At 73.8% G+C, this 19,527-nt stretch carries 15 protein-coding genes; 6 read left to right on the top strand and 9 right to left on the bottom strand.

Features of this window, described 5'->3' with window-relative positions:
• Positions 1 to 74: 74 nt before the first annotated feature.
• The 3 genes from eccE to ACGH2B_RS05695 all read left to right on the top strand — a co-directional run bounded on the left by eccE (position 75) and on the right by ACGH2B_RS05695 (position 5,343).
• Positions 75 to 1,442, top strand: a complete 1,368-nt coding sequence (gene eccE, locus ACGH2B_RS05685; RefSeq protein WP_399085044.1) for a type VII secretion protein EccE — start codon at positions 75 to 77, stop codon at positions 1,440 to 1,442.
• On the top strand, positions 1,442 to 2,290 hold the full coding sequence (locus tag ACGH2B_RS05690; protein WP_399085047.1) for a hypothetical protein: 849 nt from the start codon (positions 1,442 to 1,444) through the stop codon (positions 2,288 to 2,290). Before eccE ends, ACGH2B_RS05690 begins: the two co-directional genes overlap by 1 nt.
• Before the next feature lie 317 nt (positions 2,291 to 2,607).
• Entirely contained in the window at positions 2,608 to 5,343 is a 2,736-nt protein-coding gene (locus tag ACGH2B_RS05695) for an SCO5717 family growth-regulating ATPase (RefSeq protein WP_399085049.1), read from the top strand.
• A gap of 498 nt (positions 5,344 to 5,841) precedes the next feature.
• Here ACGH2B_RS05695 and ACGH2B_RS05700 read toward each other — a convergent pair whose 3' ends face one another.
• The 8 genes from ACGH2B_RS05700 to rimP form a co-directional block, all read right to left on the bottom strand.
• On the bottom strand, positions 5,842 to 6,789 hold the full coding sequence (locus ACGH2B_RS05700) for a bifunctional riboflavin kinase/FAD synthetase (protein ID WP_399085052.1): 948 nt from the start codon (positions 6,787 to 6,789) through the stop codon (positions 5,842 to 5,844).
• A 784-nt stretch (positions 6,790 to 7,573) separates the two neighbouring features.
• Positions 7,574 to 8,500: a tRNA pseudouridine(55) synthase TruB gene (gene truB / locus ACGH2B_RS05705; protein WP_399085055.1), complete on the bottom strand. Its 927-nt coding sequence runs from the start codon at positions 8,498 to 8,500 to the stop codon at positions 7,574 to 7,576.
• The gene (gene rbfA / locus ACGH2B_RS05710) at positions 8,497 to 8,952 is read right to left on the bottom strand and encodes a 30S ribosome-binding factor RbfA (RefSeq protein WP_399085058.1); all 456 of its coding nucleotides are present in this window, start codon (positions 8,950 to 8,952) and stop codon (positions 8,497 to 8,499) included. Before rbfA ends, truB begins: the two co-directional genes overlap by 4 nt.
• Before the next feature lie 61 nt (positions 8,953 to 9,013).
• A complete protein-coding gene (locus tag ACGH2B_RS05715; RefSeq protein WP_399085061.1) occupies positions 9,014 to 9,313 on the bottom strand; it encodes a DUF503 domain-containing protein in 300 nt (99 codons plus the stop codon).
• A 173-nt stretch (positions 9,314 to 9,486) separates the two neighbouring features.
• Positions 9,487 to 12,549: a translation initiation factor IF-2 gene (gene infB, locus ACGH2B_RS05720; RefSeq protein ID WP_399085064.1), complete on the bottom strand. Its 3,063-nt coding sequence runs from the start codon at positions 12,547 to 12,549 to the stop codon at positions 9,487 to 9,489.
• Between the two features lie 161 nt (positions 12,550 to 12,710).
• Positions 12,711 to 13,001, bottom strand: a complete 291-nt coding sequence (locus ACGH2B_RS05725; protein WP_399085067.1) for a YlxR family protein — start codon at positions 12,999 to 13,001, stop codon at positions 12,711 to 12,713.
• A 133-nt stretch (positions 13,002 to 13,134) separates the two neighbouring features.
• Positions 13,135 to 14,127, bottom strand: coding sequence for a transcription termination factor NusA (gene nusA / locus ACGH2B_RS05730; protein ID WP_399085070.1), 993 nt, complete (start codon positions 14,125 to 14,127; stop codon positions 13,135 to 13,137).
• Positions 14,128 to 14,129: 2 nt separating this feature from the next.
• A complete protein-coding gene (gene rimP / locus ACGH2B_RS05735; protein WP_399085072.1) occupies positions 14,130 to 14,672 on the bottom strand; it encodes a ribosome maturation factor RimP in 543 nt (180 codons plus the stop codon).
• 159 nt (positions 14,673 to 14,831) lie between these two features.
• On the opposite strand from rimP, the gene ACGH2B_RS05740 reads away from it, so the two are divergent.
• From ACGH2B_RS05740 to ACGH2B_RS05750, 3 genes are all read left to right on the top strand, one after another.
• On the top strand, positions 14,832 to 15,440 hold the full coding sequence (locus tag ACGH2B_RS05740; RefSeq protein WP_399085075.1) for a hypothetical protein: 609 nt from the start codon (positions 14,832 to 14,834) through the stop codon (positions 15,438 to 15,440).
• Positions 15,441 to 15,552: 112 nt separating this feature from the next.
• On the top strand, positions 15,553 to 16,086 hold the full coding sequence (locus tag ACGH2B_RS05745) for a DUF4439 domain-containing protein (protein WP_399085078.1): 534 nt from the start codon (positions 15,553 to 15,555) through the stop codon (positions 16,084 to 16,086).
• Positions 16,087 to 16,148: 62 nt separating this feature from the next.
• Entirely contained in the window at positions 16,149 to 17,060 is a 912-nt protein-coding gene (locus ACGH2B_RS05750) for an aminoglycoside phosphotransferase family protein (RefSeq protein WP_399085081.1), read from the top strand.
• A 371-nt stretch (positions 17,061 to 17,431) separates the two neighbouring features.
• On the opposite strand, the gene ACGH2B_RS05755 is transcribed toward ACGH2B_RS05750, so the two are convergent.
• A complete protein-coding gene (locus tag ACGH2B_RS05755) occupies positions 17,432 to 19,141 on the bottom strand; it encodes a proline--tRNA ligase (RefSeq protein ID WP_399085084.1) in 1,710 nt (569 codons plus the stop codon).
• Positions 19,142 to 19,527 lie beyond the last annotated feature (386 nt).

Consider the following 19,527-nt stretch of genomic DNA (forward strand, 5'->3'; position numbering starts at 1 on the left):
CTTCCAACGCACCAGTCTCGACGGCGATTGATACGCCGTGAGGCCACACCACCAGTAGAGGAGCAGGCCGGGGGATGTCCAGCGCCACCAGGGCTCGACGCCGCAATGGGCGGCAACAGCAGCAACCGCCTTCCGCTGCACCGCGCGACGCGGGACACGGCGGCCGGGACGGATCGGATCCGGCCAACGGCGGCCGGGGCGGGCAGAGTTCGCCGGACGGGCCGGTGGCCCCCCGGCTGCGGCCGCAGATCGGCAGCATCGGCCCGGTCCGCGTACAGCAGCTGGCCATCATCGAGATCGCCGCCGCACTGGTCCTGGTCGGCGCGTCCGTGAACGTGATCGCGCTGACCGTCGCGGTCGTGCTCGCCGCCGTCCTCGTCATCTTCGCGCTCGGCAGGCGCCGGCGGATCCCGCTCCCCGAGTGGATCACGACCGTGCGCGCGATGAAGCGCCGCGGCAAGGCCGCGAGCGCCCCGGTGGCGCCGGGCGTCGAGCCGGCCTTCGCCCCGGTCGTCGAGTGCGACCCGGCGCTGCGCACCTACGAGTACACCGACGCCGAGCAGCGGGCCGTCGGCTTCGTCGGGGACGGCACCTTCCTGACCGCGCTGGTGCAGGTCGAGCCCCGGGACGAGCCGCTGCGGCCCGCCCGCGGCAGCCACATGCTGCCGCTCGACGTGCTGCACACCGCGCTCGACATCGAGGACATCCACCTGGAGTCCGTGCAGTACGTGCAGTACACACAGCCCGCCCCGGCGCCGCACCTGCCCGAGCAGGCCGTCGCCGCCCGGTCGTACGCACCGCTGGCGGCGCAGTCGCAGACCCCCGCGGTGCAGTTGACGTGGATCGCGCTCAAGCTCGATCCGGAGCTGTGCGCGGAGGCGATCGAGGCCCGCGGCGGCGGCATGGAGGGCGCCAAGCGTTCACTGCTGCGCGCCGCCGACCAGTTGGTGAGCCGGCTGACCTCGCACGGCGTCCGGGCGCGCGTCCTGGCCGAGCGGGAGGTCGTGGCGGCGGTCGGCACGGCGGTGTGCGTGAGCCCGCGGGCCGCCAACGGCGCGATGGGGCGGGAGGGCCGCTCCGGGCGCCGTACCCAGGAGACGACGCGGGCGTGGCGCTGCGACGACCGCTGGCACACCACGTACTGGATCGGCCGCTGGCCCCAGCTCGGTCCCGGCGGTGCGCCGCTGGCGGCCGTCACCCAGTTGCTGACCAGCACCCCGGCGATGGCCAGTACCTTCGCGCTGACCGCGACGCACGGCAGCGGGCGGGCGCCCGCGATCTCGGGTTACGTCCGGCTGTCGACCCGCAGCGAGAACGAACTCGACGCCGCGCAGCGGGAGTTGGAGCGGCGTTCCGGCTCGGCGAAGGTCGGTCTCGTCCGGCTCGACCGGGAACAGCTTCCCGGTCTGCTCGCCACGCTCCCCCTCGGAGGTACCCGCTGATGGCCTCTCCCACGTATCAGCCGCGTGTGAACAACTCCGGGACGGGCTGGCGCAATCCGCCGATCGGCGCGCCCGACACCGGTCAGGGGCGCCGTCCCTCGCACCAGCCGCGCGCGGACGAGCAGCGGTCGGCGCGCTCGGGCCCGGTGCCGCAGCCGGGCTTCGGGCTGCGCGGTCCGCGCCGTGCCCCGCACGTGCTGACGGCCGAGTCGCTGGCCTCGCTGACCCTGCCGGTCGGCGACGACGGCGTCATCATCGGCATCGATCCGCAGAACCAGCCCGCGGTGCTGAGCCTGCTGCGGCCCGCGCCGCTGGAGATCGCGCTGGTCGGCAGCATGTGGATGGCGCAGGTGCTGGCGCTGCGTACGGTCGCCACCGGTGCGCGGGTGGCGGTGGAGACGGCGCGGCCGCCGGCCTGGGGGCAGATGGCGCAGGCCGCCGGCGGCGGTCAGCAGTGCGTGTCGGTGCACGAGGTGCGGCAGATCGCGCCCCAGGGGCCGTCGGTCTCCAGCCCCGTTCTGGTGGTGCGGGACATGGGCGCGCGCCCCCCGCGCAACCAACTCGCGCCGAGCCCCTGGCAGTCGGTGCTCACGGTGCTGCCGTTCCTCGGGCCGCGGTCGCCGCAGATGCTGGGCCGGGCGGACCTGGTCGGGCTCCAGCGGCTGTCGCCGGAGGAGGCGGAGGTCGTGACGCGCGTGATGCGGCTGCCGCAGCAGGTGGGCGCGGTGCTGCCGACGCTGAGCGACAACGCGATGCTCTGGTGCACCCGCGACAACCACCAGTTCGTGATGACGCAGCCCACCGAGGCGGAGACCAATCTGCTCGGCGGTCCGCGCCGGATGGACTGACGGCGCCGTACGGACGTGCGGTGCCGCGTGCCGTGCGGCCCGTCCGCGAAGGGCATTTCCTACGGGCGCATCCTCGGATGCGCCCGTAGGCGTGCCGCAGGGTCAGAAGACGACATGACGTCGGCTGCCGTTCGGGCCCGACTCTTGATTAGGCTGTATGAAGCCGCAGGAGCACACCGGACGGCAGCCGGTACGGGGATGGAGAAAGCAGTGTTGGCGCAGTCCCGGGCGGTGTGTTCCGAATTCCGTGACATCCGATCGATCCGCCTGTATCCGGTCCTGCCGTTCAGGTGCGTTGCAGTACACCAGGAGGCACAGTGAACGAGCGGGAGGCTTTCCGCCCGGACGGGAACGACCCTGACGACGAACAGTCCGAGTTCGACCTGACGGGGGAATTCAAGATCGATTTTGCGGCTCCGGCCTGGTACGCGAGCAACGACACCAGCGGCGGCGCGGGCACCCCCATGGCGCCCGCCCCGTCCCCCGCCCCCACGCCGCCGCCCACCGGGCAGCCGCTGCCCGGCCAGGGCGTCGCGGGCCCGCCGGTGACCGGCGGGCCGCAGGGCGCCCCCGGCCCCGTCGGCGCCCCGGCCCCGGTGCCGCCGCCCGCCGACACCGCGCCGCCCGGTTTCCCGATGCTGCGGCCGCAGGAGCCCGCGGAGGCCGCCGCGCCCCAGGACGCGCCGCCCGCGGAGGCCCCGGCGCCCGCCGCTCCGGTGGCGGCCAGTGGCAACGTCCGTTCCGGTACGGGCGCCGACCCGTCGGCCTCCCTGTGGGACGACGACGAGCCGGACGAGCCCGAGCCGGCCCCCGCCGAGGAGCAGGCACCGACCGCGCCGCGGACCGATGAAGCGGCCGCCCCGCGGGTGGCCGACGCGCCCGTGGCCGACGCGCCGCGGCCCGAAGCCGTGCGGGTCCCCGAGGAGGCCGCGCCCGCCCCGCAGGCGCCGGAGCAGCCGGCCCCGGAGGCACCGCAGGCCGCCGCGCAGCCGGTGCCGCCGCAGGCCCCGCAGACCGCACCGCCCGGGCAGCAGCCCGCGCCGGTGCCGGAGCAGGCGGTCGCGCCCCAGCAGCCCCCGCAGGGTGGTGCCCCGCAGGCCGTTCCGCCGCAGGGCGGGGCGCAGCCGGGTGTGCCGCCGCAGGGCGCTCCGTGGCCCGCGCAGCCGGACGCCGCCGCGCAGGCCGTACCCGGTCAGGGCGGGCTGCCGCCGCTGCCGCCGGAGTACCAGCCCGCCGATCCGCGGACGGCTCAGGCCCAGCAGGCCCAGGCCCAGCCGCCGCAGGCCCAGCAGCCGCAGCCGGGGCAGGAGTTGCCCCCGCAGCAGCAGCCGCAGGTCCAGCCCCAGGCCGCGCCGCAGGCCGGTTTCCCGCAGCAGGCCGCCCCGCAGGGCCACCCCCAGCAGGGCGGGTACCCGCAGCAGCAGCCCCAGCAGCAGCCGGGCGCGTACGGCTATCCGCAGCCCGCGTACGGCTACCCGCAGCAGCCCCAGCAGCAGGCGCCCGCGCAGCAGTCGGCGTACGGCTACCCGCAGCCCGCCCCGCAGGGGTACCCGCAGCAGCAGCCGCAGCCGCAGGCCGCCCCGCAGCAGGGCTACGACCCGCAGGCCCAACAGGCCGCCCAGCAGGCCCAGCAGCAGCACCAGGCCGGGTACCCGCAGCAGGGGCAGCCCACCGGGTACGACCCGCAGGCGCAGGCGGCCCAGCAGGCCCAGGCGGCACAGCAGGGACAGGCGGCACAGCAGGCGCAGCAGGGGCAGGTGCCGCATCAGCCGCTGCCGGGGCAGCAGGCCGGTGGCGGTGCGGCGAACTACGCGTCGTACTCCCAGCCGGGGCAGCAGCAGCCGCAGCAGCAGCGGGCCACTCCCGGTGCGCCGCTGGGCTACAGCGCCGCGGTCGAGCTGACCTCCGACCGGCTGCTGCGCAACCAGCCCAAGCGGCGCAAGCCGGGTGCCAACGCGCAGCCGTCCAAGTTCAAGCTGGGCGCGAAGAAGGAGGAGGCGGAGCGTCAGCGCAAGCTGGAGCTGATCCGTACGCCGGTGACGTCCTGCTACCGGATCGCGGTGATCAGCCTCAAGGGCGGTGTTGGCAAGACGACGACCACCACCGCGCTCGGCGCCACGCTCGCCTCCGAGCGGCAGGACAAGATCCTGGCCATCGACGCGAACCCGGACGCCGGTACCCTCGGCCGCCGCGTCCGCCGCGAGACCGGCGCGACCATCCGTGACCTGGTGCACGCCATCCCGCACCTGCACAGCTACATGGACATCCGCCGGTTCACCTCGCAGGCGCCGTCCGGTCTGGAGATCCTCGCCAACGACGTCGACCCGGCGGTCTCCACGACGTTCAACGACGACGACTACCGGCGCGCGATCGACGTCCTGGGGCGCCAGTACCCGGTCATCCTCACCGACTCCGGTACGGGTCTGCTCTACAGCGCCATGCGCGGCGTCCTGGACCTCGCCGACCAGTTGATCATCATCTCCACGCCGTCCGTCGACGGTGCGAGCAGCGCCAGCACCACGCTGGACTGGCTCTCCGCGCACGGCTACGCCGACCTGGTGCAGCGCGGTATCACGGTGATCTCCGGGGTCCGCGAGACCGGCAAGATGATCAAGATCGACGACATCGTGTCGCACTTCGAGACGCGCTGCCGCGGTGTGGTCGTCGTCCCCTTCGACGAGCATCTCGCCGCCGGTGCCGAGGTCGATCTCGACATGATGCGGCCCAAGACCCGCGAGGCGTACTTCAACCTGTCCGCCCTGGTCGCCGAGGACTTCTCCCGCGCCCAGCAGGCCCAGGGGATGTACCCGCAGCAGGGACAGCAGATGGGCCAGGACCCGTACGCCGCCCAGGACCCGTACGCGCAGCAGCAATACCCGCAGCAGGGTCAGCCGCAGCAGCAGCCCCAGGCGCAGCCGCCGGCCGGTTACCCGCCGCAGCAGGGCGGCTGGACCCAGCAGCCGCAACAGCCGCCCGCCCACTGGCAGCAGCAGCCCGCCCCGGACTCTCCCCAGCCCGACCAGCAGGGGTGGCAGCAGCAACCTCCGCAGTGACGCGGTGGTCGCCACACCACGCGGGCGGGGCCCGGCACTTCACGGTGCCGGGCCCCGCCCGCGTGGTGCGCCCGGCAGTGGCGCGCATGGTGCGGCCGGGCGCCCCTGTGCGGTGGGTACGCCATGCCCGCATGGGGCCGACGGCCGCCCGCACGGCAGCACGCGCATGGGGCGTACGGCGGGGTTTCCGCGGTACGCACGACCACGGACGCATGGGGCGGGCCGGCTTACGTCTTGCTCGCCCCGCTCCAGTTCACCACCGCACGGGGCGAACGAGTTGGCGTGACGCGTACGCCCACGGCCTCACGGGGCCGTACGACCGCACCTGCGTGGGGCGCGCGGCGGTGCTTCCGCGCTACGCACGGCCATGGCCCACGAGGCAGACGCCCGCGCCCCGCACGGGGCCCGCGACGCATGGCGCGGCTGTCACGGCGAAGGGCGCCCGGGTCTCTCCCCGGGCGCCCCGTCGTGCGGCGCGAGCCCGCCCCTTCGGCCGGTTCAGTCCGCCGCGGCGATCAGTTCGCGGGCCTGCTTCACATCGATCGCCATCCGCTCCAACAGCGCGTCGAGCGTGGCGAATTTCTCCTGGCCCCGGATGTACGCGAGGAAGTCCACCGCGACGTGCAGGCCGTACAGGTCGAGCCCCACCCGGTCGATCGCGTACGCCTCGACCGTGCGGCTCTTCCCGTCGAACTGCGGGTTGGTACCAACCGATACGGCCGCGGGCATCGCCTCGCCCTCGACGTGCAGCAGACCCGCGTACACCCCGTCGGCCGGGATCGCGGTGTGCGGCAGCGTCTCCACATTGGCGGTGGGGAAGCCCATTTCACGGCCCCGCTGCGCCCCGCGGACGACGATGCCCTCGACACGGTGCGGCCGCCCCAGGACCTCCGCCGCGCCCGCGACGTCGCCCTCGGCGACCAGCCGACGGGTCAGCGTGGACGAGAACGGCACCCCGCCGCCCGCCGAACCCCGCTCCACGAGGTCGACGACCTCGACGGTGAAGCCGTGGGCGACACCCAATTCGGCGAGGGTCTCGACGGTGCCCTTCGCCTTGTGCCCGAAGCGGAAGTTGGGGCCCTCGACGACGATCCGCGCGTGCAACTTGTCGGCCAGCACCTTCGCCACGAAGTCGGCGGGCGCAAGCTGCGAGAACTCCCGGGTGAACGGCAGCACCAGAACGGCGTCGACGCCCAGCTCCCCCATCAGCTCCGCACGCCGGTGGTGCGGGGCGAGCAGCGGCGGATGGGTGCCGGGGCGGACGACCTCGCTGGGGTGCGGGTCGAAAGTGACGACCACCGCGGGGATGCCCAGTTCCCGGGCGCGCGCGACGGTCTCACCGATGATCAATTGGTGGCCGCGGTGCACTCCGTCGTACGAGCCGATGGTGACGACGCTGCGCCCCCAGCCCTCGGGGATGTCCTCCAAGCCACGCCAGCGCTGCACTGTGCCCGCTCCTCGCCCGAACTCTTGTCCGTCCACTGCGTCAATTCGGCATGACGCAGGTCTAAGACTGCCATGCCGGGCCCCCCGCCACCCGAGAAGGGTGGCCTCACCTCCCCGAAGGCCCCGCCCGCTTCGTCCCCGCCCCCCTGAGACGGACGCATGGGGCGCCACGCACCAGCCCCGCACGGGGCAGCGCCGCACGGGGCAGCGCCGCACGGGGCGCGGACGGCTCTGCCCCGCCCCCGCACCAGGCGGAACGGACCCGCCGTATGAAGCGCACCGCATGGGGCCACCCGCTCGCCCTCTCGGAGAGCACGAGTGCGGGGCACCACGCGGCCCCCGCACCAGGCCACCCGCCCCGTGCGCACCGGGCGTTCCGCTCGGGGCGTGCCGTGCGCACGGCACGGGGCCGCCCCGCACCCCGCACCGTCCACGCGGCCAGCCCCGAACTCCGCCCCGCACACAGCCCCACTCCGCCCCATGCGGGCCCCACACCGCCCGCCCCATGCACCAGGCAGGCCGGCCCCACGCGACCGCCGCTCCACACGGAGCACGGGCCACGAAGGTCGGGGCACGGAGCGCCCACCTCGTGCCCCACGCCCCACGCACAACCCCGCCCCGCCCCGCCCCAAGCAAAGAGGTCGGCCCGGAGCCTCATGGGCTCCGGGCCGACCTCTCCCCCGTCCCGGCATCTCTGCCGCCCGCCGACCGCACAGCACCACCGCACCACGCGGCCCGACACCACGCGGCCCGGCACTCTCCGCGCCGTACGGCTCCGCCCTTCCTAGGCGAACACCGCCAGGCTCTTGGCCCGGCCCCCCTGGTTCTCCACCAGAGCGAGGAAGGTGCCGTCCGGGTCGAACGCCGCGACCGGTCCGTCGGTCTCGAACAGCGGCATCGGGACCCGCGCGCCGTTCACCAGCAGCCGGGACTGCGCCGCGGTGACATCCCAGCGGGTGAAGGCGGCAGCCGCGGCCTCACCGATCGGCATCACCGGCAGCCCGGCGCCCTCGGCGTCGTCCACCGCGCCCTGCAACTGCTCCAGGGTCCGCGCCCGGTCGAGCTTGTACGGCCCGACCCGGGTGCGCCGCAGCGCCGTCAGATGCCCGCCGACGCCCAGCCCCGCGCCCAGGTCCCGGGCGAGCGCGCGGATGTACGTCCCCGAGGAGCAGGTGACCGAGACCAGCAGGTCGGTCACCGGGGTGCCGTCCTCCGCCTCGGCCTCGTGCACGGAGTGGACGACGAACGACGAGACGGTGACCGGCCGGGCCGGGATCTCGACGTCCTCGCCGTCCCGCACCCGCGAGTACGACCGCTTCCCGTCGATCTTGATGGCGCTGACCTTCGACGGCACCTGCATGATCGCGCCGGACAGCTCCGCGACGCCCGCGTCGATGTCCACCCGCGCCAGACCGTGCGCCGCCTTCGACGCGGTGATCTCGCCCTCCGCGTCATCGGTGACGGTGGTCTGCCCGAGCCGCACCGTGCCGACGTACTCCTTCTCCGTCAGCGCGAGGTGGCCGAGCAGTTTGGTGGCCCGCTCGATGCCGAGGACGAGGACGCCCGTCGCCATCGGGTCGAGGGTCCCGGCGTGGCCGACCCGGCGCGTCCGCGCCATGCCCCGCATCTTCGCCACGACGTCGTGCGACGTGAAGCCGGACGGCTTGTCGACGATGACAAGGCCGTCCGGCCCGGTGTTCTTACGCTTCATTCTGCGGCTGCGCCCTCATCGTCCTCGTTGTCGCCCGGCTTGCGGTACGGGTCGGCGTCACCGGCGTACTGCGCGCCCGACGACACCTCCCGCACCTTGGCGTCCGAGGCCCGCGCCTTGTCGAGCAGGTTCTCGATCGTCTTGGCGTTCTCCGGCAGGGCGTCCGCGACGAACGTCAGCGTCGGCGTGAACTTCGTACCGGCCGCGGCGCCGACCGCCGAGCGCAGGATGCCCTTGGCGCTCTCCAGGCCCGCGGCGGCACTGGCACGGTCCTCGTCGTCGCCGTACACCGTGTAGAAGACCGTCGCCTCCCGCAGGTCGCCGGTGACGCGGGTGTCCGTGATGGTCACGTGCGTGCCGAGCCGCGGGTCCTTGATGCCGCGCTGCAGCTTCTGGGCGACCACCTCCCGGATGAGGTCCGCCAGCTTCTTCGCCCGCGCATTGTCGGCCACTGGTCCGTCTCCTTCGTATCTTCCACAATTGTGCTTCCACCGGCGTCCGTCCGCCCGGCCGTCATGACCAGTCGTCGTCGCCGTGCAGCCGCCGGCGAACCGACAGCAGCTCCACTTCGGGCCGTGCGGCGACCAGGCGCTCGCAGCGGTCCATCACCTCGGTGACATGCCCCGCGTCCCCGGAGACCACCGCGAGGCCGATGACGGCCCGGCGGTGCAGATCCTGGTCCCCGACCTCCGCGACGCTCACCGCGTACTTGCGGTGCAGCTCGGCGACGATCGGGCGGACGACGGAGCGCTTCTCCTTCAGCGACCGTACGTCGCCGAGAAGCAGATCGAAGGACAGTGTCCCTACGTACATGTACGACGGGTAGAGCCACCCGTGGGGCCTCGGAATCGCGAGTCCTTCGCACCGTACACGCAACGGCCGGGGCCGATCGACGGAAATTACGCTCCGCCGACCGGCCCCGGGTCCGCCCGCCGCCCGGCCGCCCCGAAGGGGGCCGGGCTCCGCGCGGACAGTGCGCTACATGATCAGCCGCGCGGCTTCTCGCGCATCTCGTACGTCGCGATGACGTCGTCGATCTTGATGTCGTTGTAGTTGCCGAGGTTGATACCGCCCTCGAAACCTTCGCGAATCTCGGTGACGTCGTCCTTGAAGCGGCGCAGGCCCTGAATGGTGAGGTCCTCCGCGACCACCTTGCCGTCGCGGATGAGGCGCGCCTTGGTGTTGCGCTTGACCTCGCCGGAGCGGATGAGGACACCCGCGATGTTGCCGAGCTTGGACGAGCGGAAGATCTCGCGGATCTCCGCGGTACCGAGCTCGACCTCCTCGTACTCCGGCTTGAGCATGCCCTTGAGGGCCGCCTCGATCTCCTCGATCGCCTGGTAGATGACCGAGTAGTACCGGACGTCGACGCCCTCGCGGTCAGCCATCTGCGTGGCACGGCCTTCGGCGCGCACGTTGAAGCCGATGACGATCGCGTCGGAGCCGGACGCCAGGTTGATGTCGGACTCCGTGACCGCACCGACGCCGCGGTGCAGCACCCGGATGTCGACCTCTTCGCCGACGTCGAGCTGGAGCAGCGAGGACTCCAGGGCCTCGACCGAACCGGACGCGTCGCCCTTGATGATGAGGTTGAGCTGCTGCACCTCGCCGGCCTTGAGCACCTTGTCGAGGTCCTCGAGGGACACCCGGCGGGTGCGCTTGGCGAAGGCGGCGTTGCGCTCACGCGCCGCGCGCTTCTCGGCGATCTGGCGGGCCGTACGGTCCTCGTCGACGACGAGGAAGTTGTCGCCGGCGCCCGGGACGTTGGTGAGACCCAGGACCAGGACGGGGGTCGACGGACCCGCTTCCTCGACGTTGTTGCCCTTGTCGTCGAGCATCGCGCGGACGCGGCCGTAGGCGTCACCGACGACCATGGTCTCGCCGACGCGGAGGGTACCGCGCTGGACCAGGACGGTCGCGACGGCGCCGCGACCGCGGTCGAGGTGGGCCTCGATCGCGATGCCCTGGGCGTCCTGCTCCGCGTTGGCGCGCAGGTCCAGCGAGGCGTCCGCGGTCAGGACCACGGCCTCCAGCAGCTGCTCGATGTTGGTGCCCTGGCGGGCGGAGATGTCGACGAACATGGTGTCGCCGCCGTACTCCTCGGCCACCAGACCGAACTCGGTGAGCTGACCGCGCACCTTGGTCGGGTCGGCGCCCTCGACGTCGATCTTGTTGACCGCGACCACGATCGGCACGTCGGCCGCCTTGGCGTGGTTCAGCGCCTCGATCGTCTGCGGCATGACACCGTCGTTGGCCGCCACCACGAGGATCGCGATGTCGGTCGACTTGGCACCACGGGCACGCATGGCGGTGAACGCCTCGTGACCGGGGGTGTCGATGAAGGTGATGCGGCGCTCTTCGTCGTTGACCTCGGTGGAGACCTGGTACGCACCGATGTGCTGCGTGATGCCGCCGGCCTCGCCCGCGATGACGTTCGTCTTGCGGATCGCGTCCAGCAGGCGGGTCTTACCGTGGTCGACGTGACCCATGACGGTCACGACCGGCGGACGCGCGACGAGCATCTCCTCGCCGCCCTCGTCCTCGCCGAACTCGATGTCGAAGGACTCGAGCAGCTCGCGGTCCTCCTCCTCCGGGCTGACGATCTCGACGACGTAGTTCATCTCGCCGGCGAGCAGCTCCAGCGTCTCGTCGGAGACGGACTGGGTCGCGGTCACCATCTCGCCGAGGTTCAGCATGACCTGGACCAGCGACGCCGGGTTCGCGTTGATCTTCTCCGCGAAGTCGGTCAGCGAGGCACCGCGCGAGAGGCGGACCTTCGCGCCGTTGCCGCGCGGCAGCATGATGCCGCCCACCGACGGGGCCTGCATGGCCTCGTACTCCTGGCGCCTCTGCCGCTTCGACTTACGGCCGCGACGCGCGGGACCGCCGGGACGGCCGAACGCACCCTGTGTGCCACCGCGGCCACCGGGACCGCCGGGACGGCCACCGAAACCGGGACGGCCACCGAAGCCACCGCCGGGGCCACCGCCACCGGGACGACCGGCGAAACCGCCGCCGCCACCCGGGCGACCGCCGCCGCCACCACCGGGACGACCGGCGAAACCGCCGCCGCCACCACCGGGACGACCGCCGCCGCCACCGGGACGACCGGCACCGCCGGGACCACGGCCGCCGCCGGGGCCCGGACGCGGGCCGGCAGCCGGACGCTGCGGCATCATGCCCGGGTTCGGACGGTTACCGCCGCCGGGACGCGGGGCGCCACCGGGGGCCGCACCCTGCGGACGGGGCATACCACCGGGGGTCGGACGGGCGCCGCCCTGACCCTGGGGACGGGGACCACCCTGGCCGCCGCCCTGGGGACGGGGGCCGCCGGGACCACCCTGGCCACCGGGGCGCGGCGCACCACCGGGACGGGGGGCCTGCGGACGGGCCATGCCCGTGGAGCCACCCGAGGTGAAGGGGTTGTTGCCCGGACGCGGGCCGGACGGACGGCCGCCGCCGGGACGCGGGGCGCGCTCCCCACCGGGACGCGGGGCGTTGCCGCGACCCTGGCCGCCCTGACCACCCTGGCCGCCCTGCGGCGCGGGGCGCGCCGGACGAGGGCCGGGGGTGGCGCCGGGGCGCGGGCCGGGCTGTGCGGCGGGCGCGGACGGCGGGGCCTGGAACTCGGGCTGCGCGGGGGCGGCCGGAGCGGGCTTGGGGGCAGCCGGACGGGCCGGCGCCGGCCGCGGGCCCGGGGCGAGCGCGCTGCTCTTGGGGGGCTCCGGCGCGGCCGGAGCCGCGGGGCCCGGCTTGGGCGCGCCGGGCTTGGGGGCGCCCGGCTTCGGGGCAGCCGGACGGGCCGCCTGCGCCGGAGAGGGCGCGGACGGCTTTGCGGGCGCGGCCTTGCGCGGCGCCGCGGGCTTACCGGCGGCGCGGCCGCTGCCGCCACCCGCCTGGAAAGCGTCGGTCAACTTGCGAACAACCGGCGCCTCGATCGTCGAGGATGCCGATCGGACGAATTCGCCAAGTTCTTGGAGCTTGGCCATGACGACCTTGCTCTCCACTCCGAACTCCTTGGCGAGTTCGTATACCCGGACCTTAGCCACTTCGCTCCTTCTAGGTCCGGGTTGTCCACCGGACCGTCGCTACTTCATGGGCGTACTCATCGCGTACTCATCGAGTGCTCATCGCAATCTCGACCTACTTCCGACTCGCGAGGTACCTGACCGCACGGGGTTTTCCGTGCGCTGTGCATTCGTGCTGTGCGTTATTTCCCGGGCCGCCGGCCGGTGCCTTCGATGTACTCCCGCAAGGCCCCTGCGTCGAACGGCCCCGGGCCCCGGAAGGCCCGGTTGAACGCCCGGCGGCGGACCGCCAGGTCGAGACAGACCCGTGTCGGGTGCACATGAGCACCCCGGCCGGGCAGCGTACCGCGAGGATCGGGGGTGCACTCACCCTCGATCGCCACGATGCGCAGCAAATCGCCCTTGGCCGCTCGCTCCCGGCATCCCACACAGGTTCGCTCAGGGCATGCGCGGGCATGCGTCCGGCCAGACACTGCTTAAGTCTACCTCCCCGCACCGGCCTCACCCCGATGGGGTAAAGGCGGGACGACTGCTCAGAATTCCCGGTCGCCCCCGGCGGCACCACTCATGTTCCGCGAGCGGTGCCGCGGGGGCGTGCCGTGCGGCTCAGTCCCGGGGGGCCTGCTGCTCGGTGTCCGGGCGGATGTCGATACGCCAGCCGGTCAGCCGGGCGGCGAGGCGGGCGTTCTGCCCCTCCTTGCCGATGGCCAACGACAGCTGGTAATCGGGGACGGTGACCCGCGCGGAGCGCGCGGCGAGGTCGACGACCTCCACCTTGCTGACCCGCGCCGGGGACAGCGCGTGCGCCACCAGCTCGGCCGGGTCGTCCGACCAGTCCACGATGTCGATCTTCTCGCCGTGCAGCTCGGCCATGACCGCGCGCACCCGGCCGCCCATGGGGCCGATGCAGGCGCCCTTGGCGTTGAGCCCGGAGCGCGTGGAGCGCACCGCGATCTTCGTACGGTGTCCGGCCTCACGCGCGATGGCGGCGATCTCGACGGAACCGTCGGCGATCTCCGGCACCTCCATGGCGAAGAGCTTCTTCACCAGGTTGGGGTGGGTGCGCGACAGCGTCACGGACGGGCCGCGGACGCCCTTGGCGACCCGCACGACGTACGACCGCAGCCGGGTGCCGTGCGCGTAGTCCTCGCCGGGGACCTGCTCCTGTACGGGGAGCATGGCCTCCATGGGGCCGACGTCCACGAGGACGTTCTTCGGGTCCTTGCCCTGCTGGACGACGCCGGTGATGACGTCGCCCTCACGCCCGGCGAACTCGCCGAAGGTGATCTCTTCCTCGGCGTCCCGCAGCCGCTGCAGGATGACCTGCTTGGCGGTGGTCGCCGCGATCCGGCCGAAGCCGGACGGGGTGTCGTCGAACTCGCGGGGCTCTTCGCCCGGCTCCAGGTCCGCCGCGTCTTCCTTCGCCCACACCGTCACATGGCCGCTGCTGCGGTCCAGCTCCACCCGCGCCTGACGGCGGCTGCCGTCGGTGCGGTGGTAGGCGATGAGGAGGGCCGACTCGATCGCCTCGACCAGCAGGTCGAACGAGATCTCCTTCTCCCGCACCAAACCCCGCAGGGCACTCATGTCGATATCCACGGCTACGCCTCCTCCTGGCTCTCGTCGATCTTCTCTTCGTCCTGCTCGGCGTGCCGATCGGACGGCTCACTCTTACGGTTGAACTCCAGCTCGACCCGCGCCTTGGCGATCGCGTCGAAGGCGACCCGCCGCTCGGTCGGCTTGCGGCCCTTGACGCCCGGCACCTCGAGGTCGAGGCCGTCCTCGTCCACCGCCTGGATACGGGCCACCAGCTCGCCGCCCTCGCGCAACTGCGCCTTGATCAGCCGGCCGACGGCGCGGCGGTAGTGCCGCAGCTCGGTCAGCGGCCGGTCGGCGCCGGGCGAGGTGACCTCGAGGGTGTACGGGGCGCCGCCCATCACGTCGGAGTCGTCCAGCGCCTGCGAGACCTCACGGCTCAGCTCGGCACACTCGTCCAGTTGGACGCCCGCGTCGGAATCCACCACGACCCGCAGCACCCGCCGTTTGCCCGCGGGGGTCACGTCGATCTCTTCCAGATCCAGCTCTCGTGCGGCGACGAGCGGTTCAAGCAGCCCGCGCAGCCTCTCGCTCTGGGTGGTGCTCATCCGGGTGACTCCTCGGCCGCGTGTGCTGTTGTGGGTGGGTCGCGTGTCGGGTCAAAGCCTATCTGTTCCGGCGGGGTACTGACGATTCGGTGGCCGGTCGCGGCTACGCTCGCCAGCGGTGATCACTACGGAAGACCCGGGATGTGGATGGTGCCGAACGTGGCGCTCACGCGTAGAACGACCCTGCTGGCCGGCGCCGCGCTGGGCGCCGCCCCGCTGCTGACCGGCTGCTCCGACGATTCCGGGCCGCCCCGTGCGGGGCGGGCGACGGCCACGGCGCGGCTGCGTGCCGCGGCGGCGGACGACAGTACCCGTCTGCTGGCCCGCTACGACGCGACCCTCGCCGCCCACCCCGCCCTGGGGGCCCGCCTGGGGCCGCTCCGCGCCGAAGTGGCGCGCCATGCGGAGGCGTTCGGCGCCCGGCCCGCCTCCTCCCCCACCGGTGGGTCTGCGGGTTCACCGGGTCCGTCGGCGCCCGGGGGGACGGGGGGGCCGAGCGCGCCGGAGAAGTCCGCTCCACCGCCGGAGGCCGATGCCCCGGAGAAGACCGCCGCGTCGGAGAAGGCCGGTGCGGGGCCCGAGGTGGCCGCGCCAGGCGTCCCCGGTGACGAGAAGGCGGCGCGCGGCGCGCTGGCCGATGCCGAGCGCCGGCTGGCCGACACCCGCGCCCGTACGCTGCGCACCGCGCCGCCGGATCTGGCCCGGCTGCTGGCCTCGGTGGCCGCGGCCGGCGCCGCCCACGCGTATCTGCTGACCGCCGTCGACTGACCCCACCGGTACGCCGTGCCCGGTACGGGCGCCCGTACCGGCGTCCGCGGGCACCGCCCCGGCGCGCATGGGGCGCCCGCACCATGCGGACCGCACCGTGCCCCGTACCGGCATGCCCCGCCATCCACCGAAGGAACAGGCCCGCCCCGTGACGCCCACCCCGCGCACCGCCGACGCCCGCCCCACGCAGTTGTCCGCCGCGCAGAGCGCCCTCGCCGCCGAGCACGCCGCCGTCTACGGCTACGGCGTGGTCGGCGGGCGCGTCGGCGACGACCGCCGCAGAGAGGCCCGCGACGCCTACGACGCGCACCGTGCGCGTCGCGACGCGCTGCGCCGTACGGTGCGTGATCTCGGCGGGACGCCCGCGGCGGCGGCAGCCGCGTACGAGTTGCCCTTCCCGGTGCCGGACGCCGCCGCCGCGGTCCGGCTCGCCGCCGAGTTGGAGGACCGGCTCGCCGCCGTCTACGCGGGCCTGGTGCGTGCGGGGGACGAGGCGCACCGCGCGGAGGCGGCCGCCGCGCTCCGTGAGGCGGCGGTGCGTGCGGTGCGCTGGCGCGGCAGCGGCGTAGCCTTCCCAGGGCTCGCGGAACGGGCGGCGAGCGGCGCCCCGTCCCCGTCCACGAGCGCCTCGGCGAACGCGCTCTGAACGACCGGCCGCGGGCCCTCACGGGCCGGGCGGCCCCTGCTCCTGGAAAGGCACGGCACGGCATGGCAACGGCACCCGTCGAACCACCGCGGCGGTTGGTGAACTCCCTCGGCAGCGACCCGGCCGCCCCCGTGCGCGCCTGGCTGGCCGCGCTGCCGTCGGCGGTCCACGAGCGGCTCGACGCCTGGGAGCTGACGCTGGAGCGGGTGGACACCCCCGGGGGCCGCAGCAGCCTGGTCGCGCTCGTCCGGCAGCAGGACGGGACCCCCGCGGCGCTCAAGTTCCCCGTACCGGACCGCTCGCACGCGGGAGAGGCGGCGGCGCTGCGCCTGTGGGACGGCTGGGGCGCCGTCCGGCTGCTGCGGGCGGACGAGGCGAGCGGCGCGCTGCTGCTGGAGCGGCTCCAGGGCGCGGTGTCGCTGCGGTCGCTGCCGGAGGCACGGGCGCTGCTGGAGGCTGCAGGAACGGTACGGCGCCTGTGGGTGGAGCCCGGTGCGGACCACGGCTTCGCGACGTTGTCGGGCCGTACCGAGGAAGCGGTGGCGGAGCTGCGCGCGGCGGGTGCCCGGGCGCCGGCGGCCGCCCCGTTGGTGGAGCAGGCGGCGGAGCTGCGCCGTGCGCTGCCGTCCTCCACGGACGAGGAGTACGTCCTGCACGGTGCGTTCCGCCAGGGGAAGGTTCTGGCCGGGGAGCGGACGCCCTGGCTGGCGGTGGGCCCGGCCCCGGTGGTGGGCGAGCGGGCCTATGATCTCGCCGCTTTGGTCACGGACCGCTTCGAGGATCTGGCGGCCGCCTCGGGCGCCGCCGCCGCGGTCCGCCGCCGGGTGGCGAAGCTCGCCGAGTCCCTGGAGCTCGACCGGGACCGGCTGCGCGACTGGACGCTGTACCGCGCGGTGGCCGCCGGGGTCCGCGAGATCGCCTCGGGCGACCGCCGCCACGGCGAACTCCTCCTGGAATTCGCCACCTGGCTCTGAGGGGCCCTCGCTCTGGACGACCTGCGGCCTCGCGTGCCCTGCCCTGGCTCCGTGCCCCGGGGTTCACGCCCCCTGGTCCCATGGGGCGCCGACTCCCTCCTCGTAGCGGGCGCATGGGGCGGGCGCATGGGGCGGACGCATGGGGCGGACGCATGGGGCGGACGCATGGGGCGGACGCATGGGGCGGCTCCGTGGCTGGAACAGGTCGCTGCTCCATGCGGAAGGGGACGCCGCCCCGCCTCACGGGGCCGTGCGCGGGGCCCCGTACTGCCGCCCGTGTAGCCGCGTAACGCCTCAAAGCTCAGGGCAGCCGCGAGCACGCGGAAGGGCCGGCCGGGGAGTCATCGCCCCGGCCGGCCCCGTCGTTCGCGTTACGCGCTGAGTCGCGCGACCGCGTCCTCGACAGAGAGCTCCTCGCGCTCGCCCGTACGGCGGTCCTTGACCTCGACGACGCCTTCGCCCGCGCGGCGGCCCGCGACCACGATGGTCGGGACGCCGATCAGCTCCGCGTCGGTGAACTTCACGCCCGGCGAGACACCGGCGCGGTCGTCGACCAGCACCCGCAGTCCGGCGGCGCCGAGCTTCTCACCGATCTCCAGGGCGAGTTCGGTCTGCTTGGCCTTGCCGGCGGCGACGACGTGCACATCGGCCGGGGCGACCTCGCGGGGCCAGCACAGGCCGGACTCGTCGTGGCTCTGCTCGGCGAGGGCCGCCACGGCGCGGGAGACGCCGATGCCGTACGAGCCCATGGTGACGCGGGCGGGCTTGCCGTTCTGGCCGAGCACGTCCAGCTCGAAGGCGTCCGCGTACTTGCGGCCGAGCTGGAAGATGTGGCCGATCTCGATGGCGCGGTCGATGCGCAGACCGGCGCCGCACTGCGGGCAGGGGTCGCCGGGCTCGACGACGACCACGTCGAGGTACTCGTCGACCTCGAAGTCCCGGCCGGCGACGACGTTCTTCGCGTGCATGCCCTGCTTGTTGGCGCCGGTGATCCAGGCGGTGCCGGCGGCGATCCGCGGGTCGGCGAGGTAGCGGAACGCGGTCCCGGCCAGGCCCTGCGGGCCGACGTAGCCGCGGACCAGGTCGGGGCGGTCGACGAAGTCCTCGGCGGTGACCAGCTCGACGGTGGCGGGGGCGAGGTGCTCACCGAGCTTGCCGAGGTCGACCTCGCGGTCACCGGGGACGCCGACCGCGACGATCTCGCCGTCGACCTTCACCAGAAGGTTCTTCAGCGTCGCCGACGCCGGGACGTCCAGGTGCGCGGCGAGCGCCTCGATCGTCGGGGTGTCGGGGGTGTCCAGCTCCTCGACGGGGCCGTGGTCGGCGCCCTCGACCGGGGCGACCTTGACCGTGACGGCCTCGGTGTTCGCGGCGTAGTCGCAGGAGGGGCAGTCCACGAAGGTGTCCTCACCGGCCGCGGCGGGGGCGAGGAACTCCTCGGAGGCGGAGCCGCCCATGGCGCCGGAGACGGCGGAGACGATGCGGTAGTCCAGGCCGAGCCGCGCGAAGATCTTGGTGTACGCCTCGCGGTGCAGGGCGTAGGAGGTCGCCAGGCCCTCGTCGGTGGTGTCGAAGCTGTACGAGTCCTTCATCTGGAACTCGCGGCCCCGGAGCACGCCGGAGCGGGGACGGGCCTCGTCGCGGTACTTGGTCTGGATCTGGTAGAGGATCACCGGCAGGTCCTTGTAGGACGTGCACTGGTCCTTGACCGTGAGGGTGAAGATCTCCTCATGGGTGGGGCCGAGGAGGTAGTCGGAACCCTTGCGGTCCTTGAGGCGGAAGAGGAGGTCGCCGTACTCCTCCCAGCGGCCGCTCGCCTCGTACGGCTCCTTGGGGAGCAGGGCGGGGAGCAGGACTTCCTGGCCGCCGATGGCGTCCATCTCCTCGCGGACGATGCGGGAGACGTTCTCCAGCACCTTCTTGCCCAGCGGGAGCCAGGTCCAGATGCCCGCGGACGTACGGCGGACGTACCCGGCGCGTACCAGCAGCTTGTGGCTGGCGGTCTCGGCGTCGGCCGGGTCGTCGCGCAGCGTCTTGATCATCAATCGGGACATGCGCTGGACCTGAGCGGCGTGGGCCATGGGAATTTCTCCTGCGTAAGAAAGGTGACTCCCTGGAGGTTAGCCGCCGCGGCATGGCGCACGGAAATGGGTTGCCCGCGCCGCACGGGGCGCGGGGCACCGCGCGGACGCCCCGCGCCCCGCGCATGGGGCGCCGCGGACGGGGCCCGGAGAGCGGGCGAGGGGGCTCTGTACTGGGCGCGGTGTACGGAGGGGTGGGCGCAGTGCGTGGGGCGGGCCCGCACGGGGTACGGCGGCTTGACGCGTGGGGCCCGGCCCGGCGCGTACCGCGTGAAGCACCCGCACGGGGCATGGCCGCATGGGGCGCGGGCCCTGGCGCCTACGGTGCGGGGCGCCCGATCGAAGGGCGGCTCGTGGGGGTCGAGGCGCCCGCATGGGGCGGGGGC

The sequence above is a fragment of the Streptomyces sp. BBFR2 genome, assembly GCF_044497305.1.
Lineage (GTDB): Bacteria > Actinomycetota > Actinomycetes > Streptomycetales > Streptomycetaceae > Streptomyces.

Coding starts and splice junctions, on each gene's coding strand:
- eccE (WP_399085044.1), top strand. CDS start 75: ATGTCCAGCGCCACCAGGGCTCGACGCCGCAATGGGCGGCAACAGCAG.
- ACGH2B_RS05690 (WP_399085047.1), top strand. CDS start 1,442: ATGGCCTCTCCCACGTATCAGCCGCGTGTGAACAACTCCGGGACGGGC.
- truB (WP_399085055.1), bottom strand. CDS start 8,500: ATGAAGCGTAAGAACACCGGGCCGGACGGCCTTGTCATCGTCGACAAG.
- ACGH2B_RS05715 (WP_399085061.1), bottom strand. CDS start 9,313: ATGTACGTAGGGACACTGTCCTTCGATCTGCTTCTCGGCGACGTACGG.
- rimP (WP_399085072.1), bottom strand. CDS start 14,672: ATGAGCACCACCCAGAGCGAGAGGCTGCGCGGGCTGCTTGAACCGCTC.
- ACGH2B_RS05745 (WP_399085078.1), top strand. CDS start 15,553: ATGCCCCGCCATCCACCGAAGGAACAGGCCCGCCCCGTGACGCCCACC.
- ACGH2B_RS05750 (WP_399085081.1), top strand. CDS start 16,149: ATGGCAACGGCACCCGTCGAACCACCGCGGCGGTTGGTGAACTCCCTC.
- ACGH2B_RS05755 (WP_399085084.1), bottom strand. CDS start 19,141: ATGGCCCACGCCGCTCAGGTCCAGCGCATGTCCCGATTGATGATCAAG.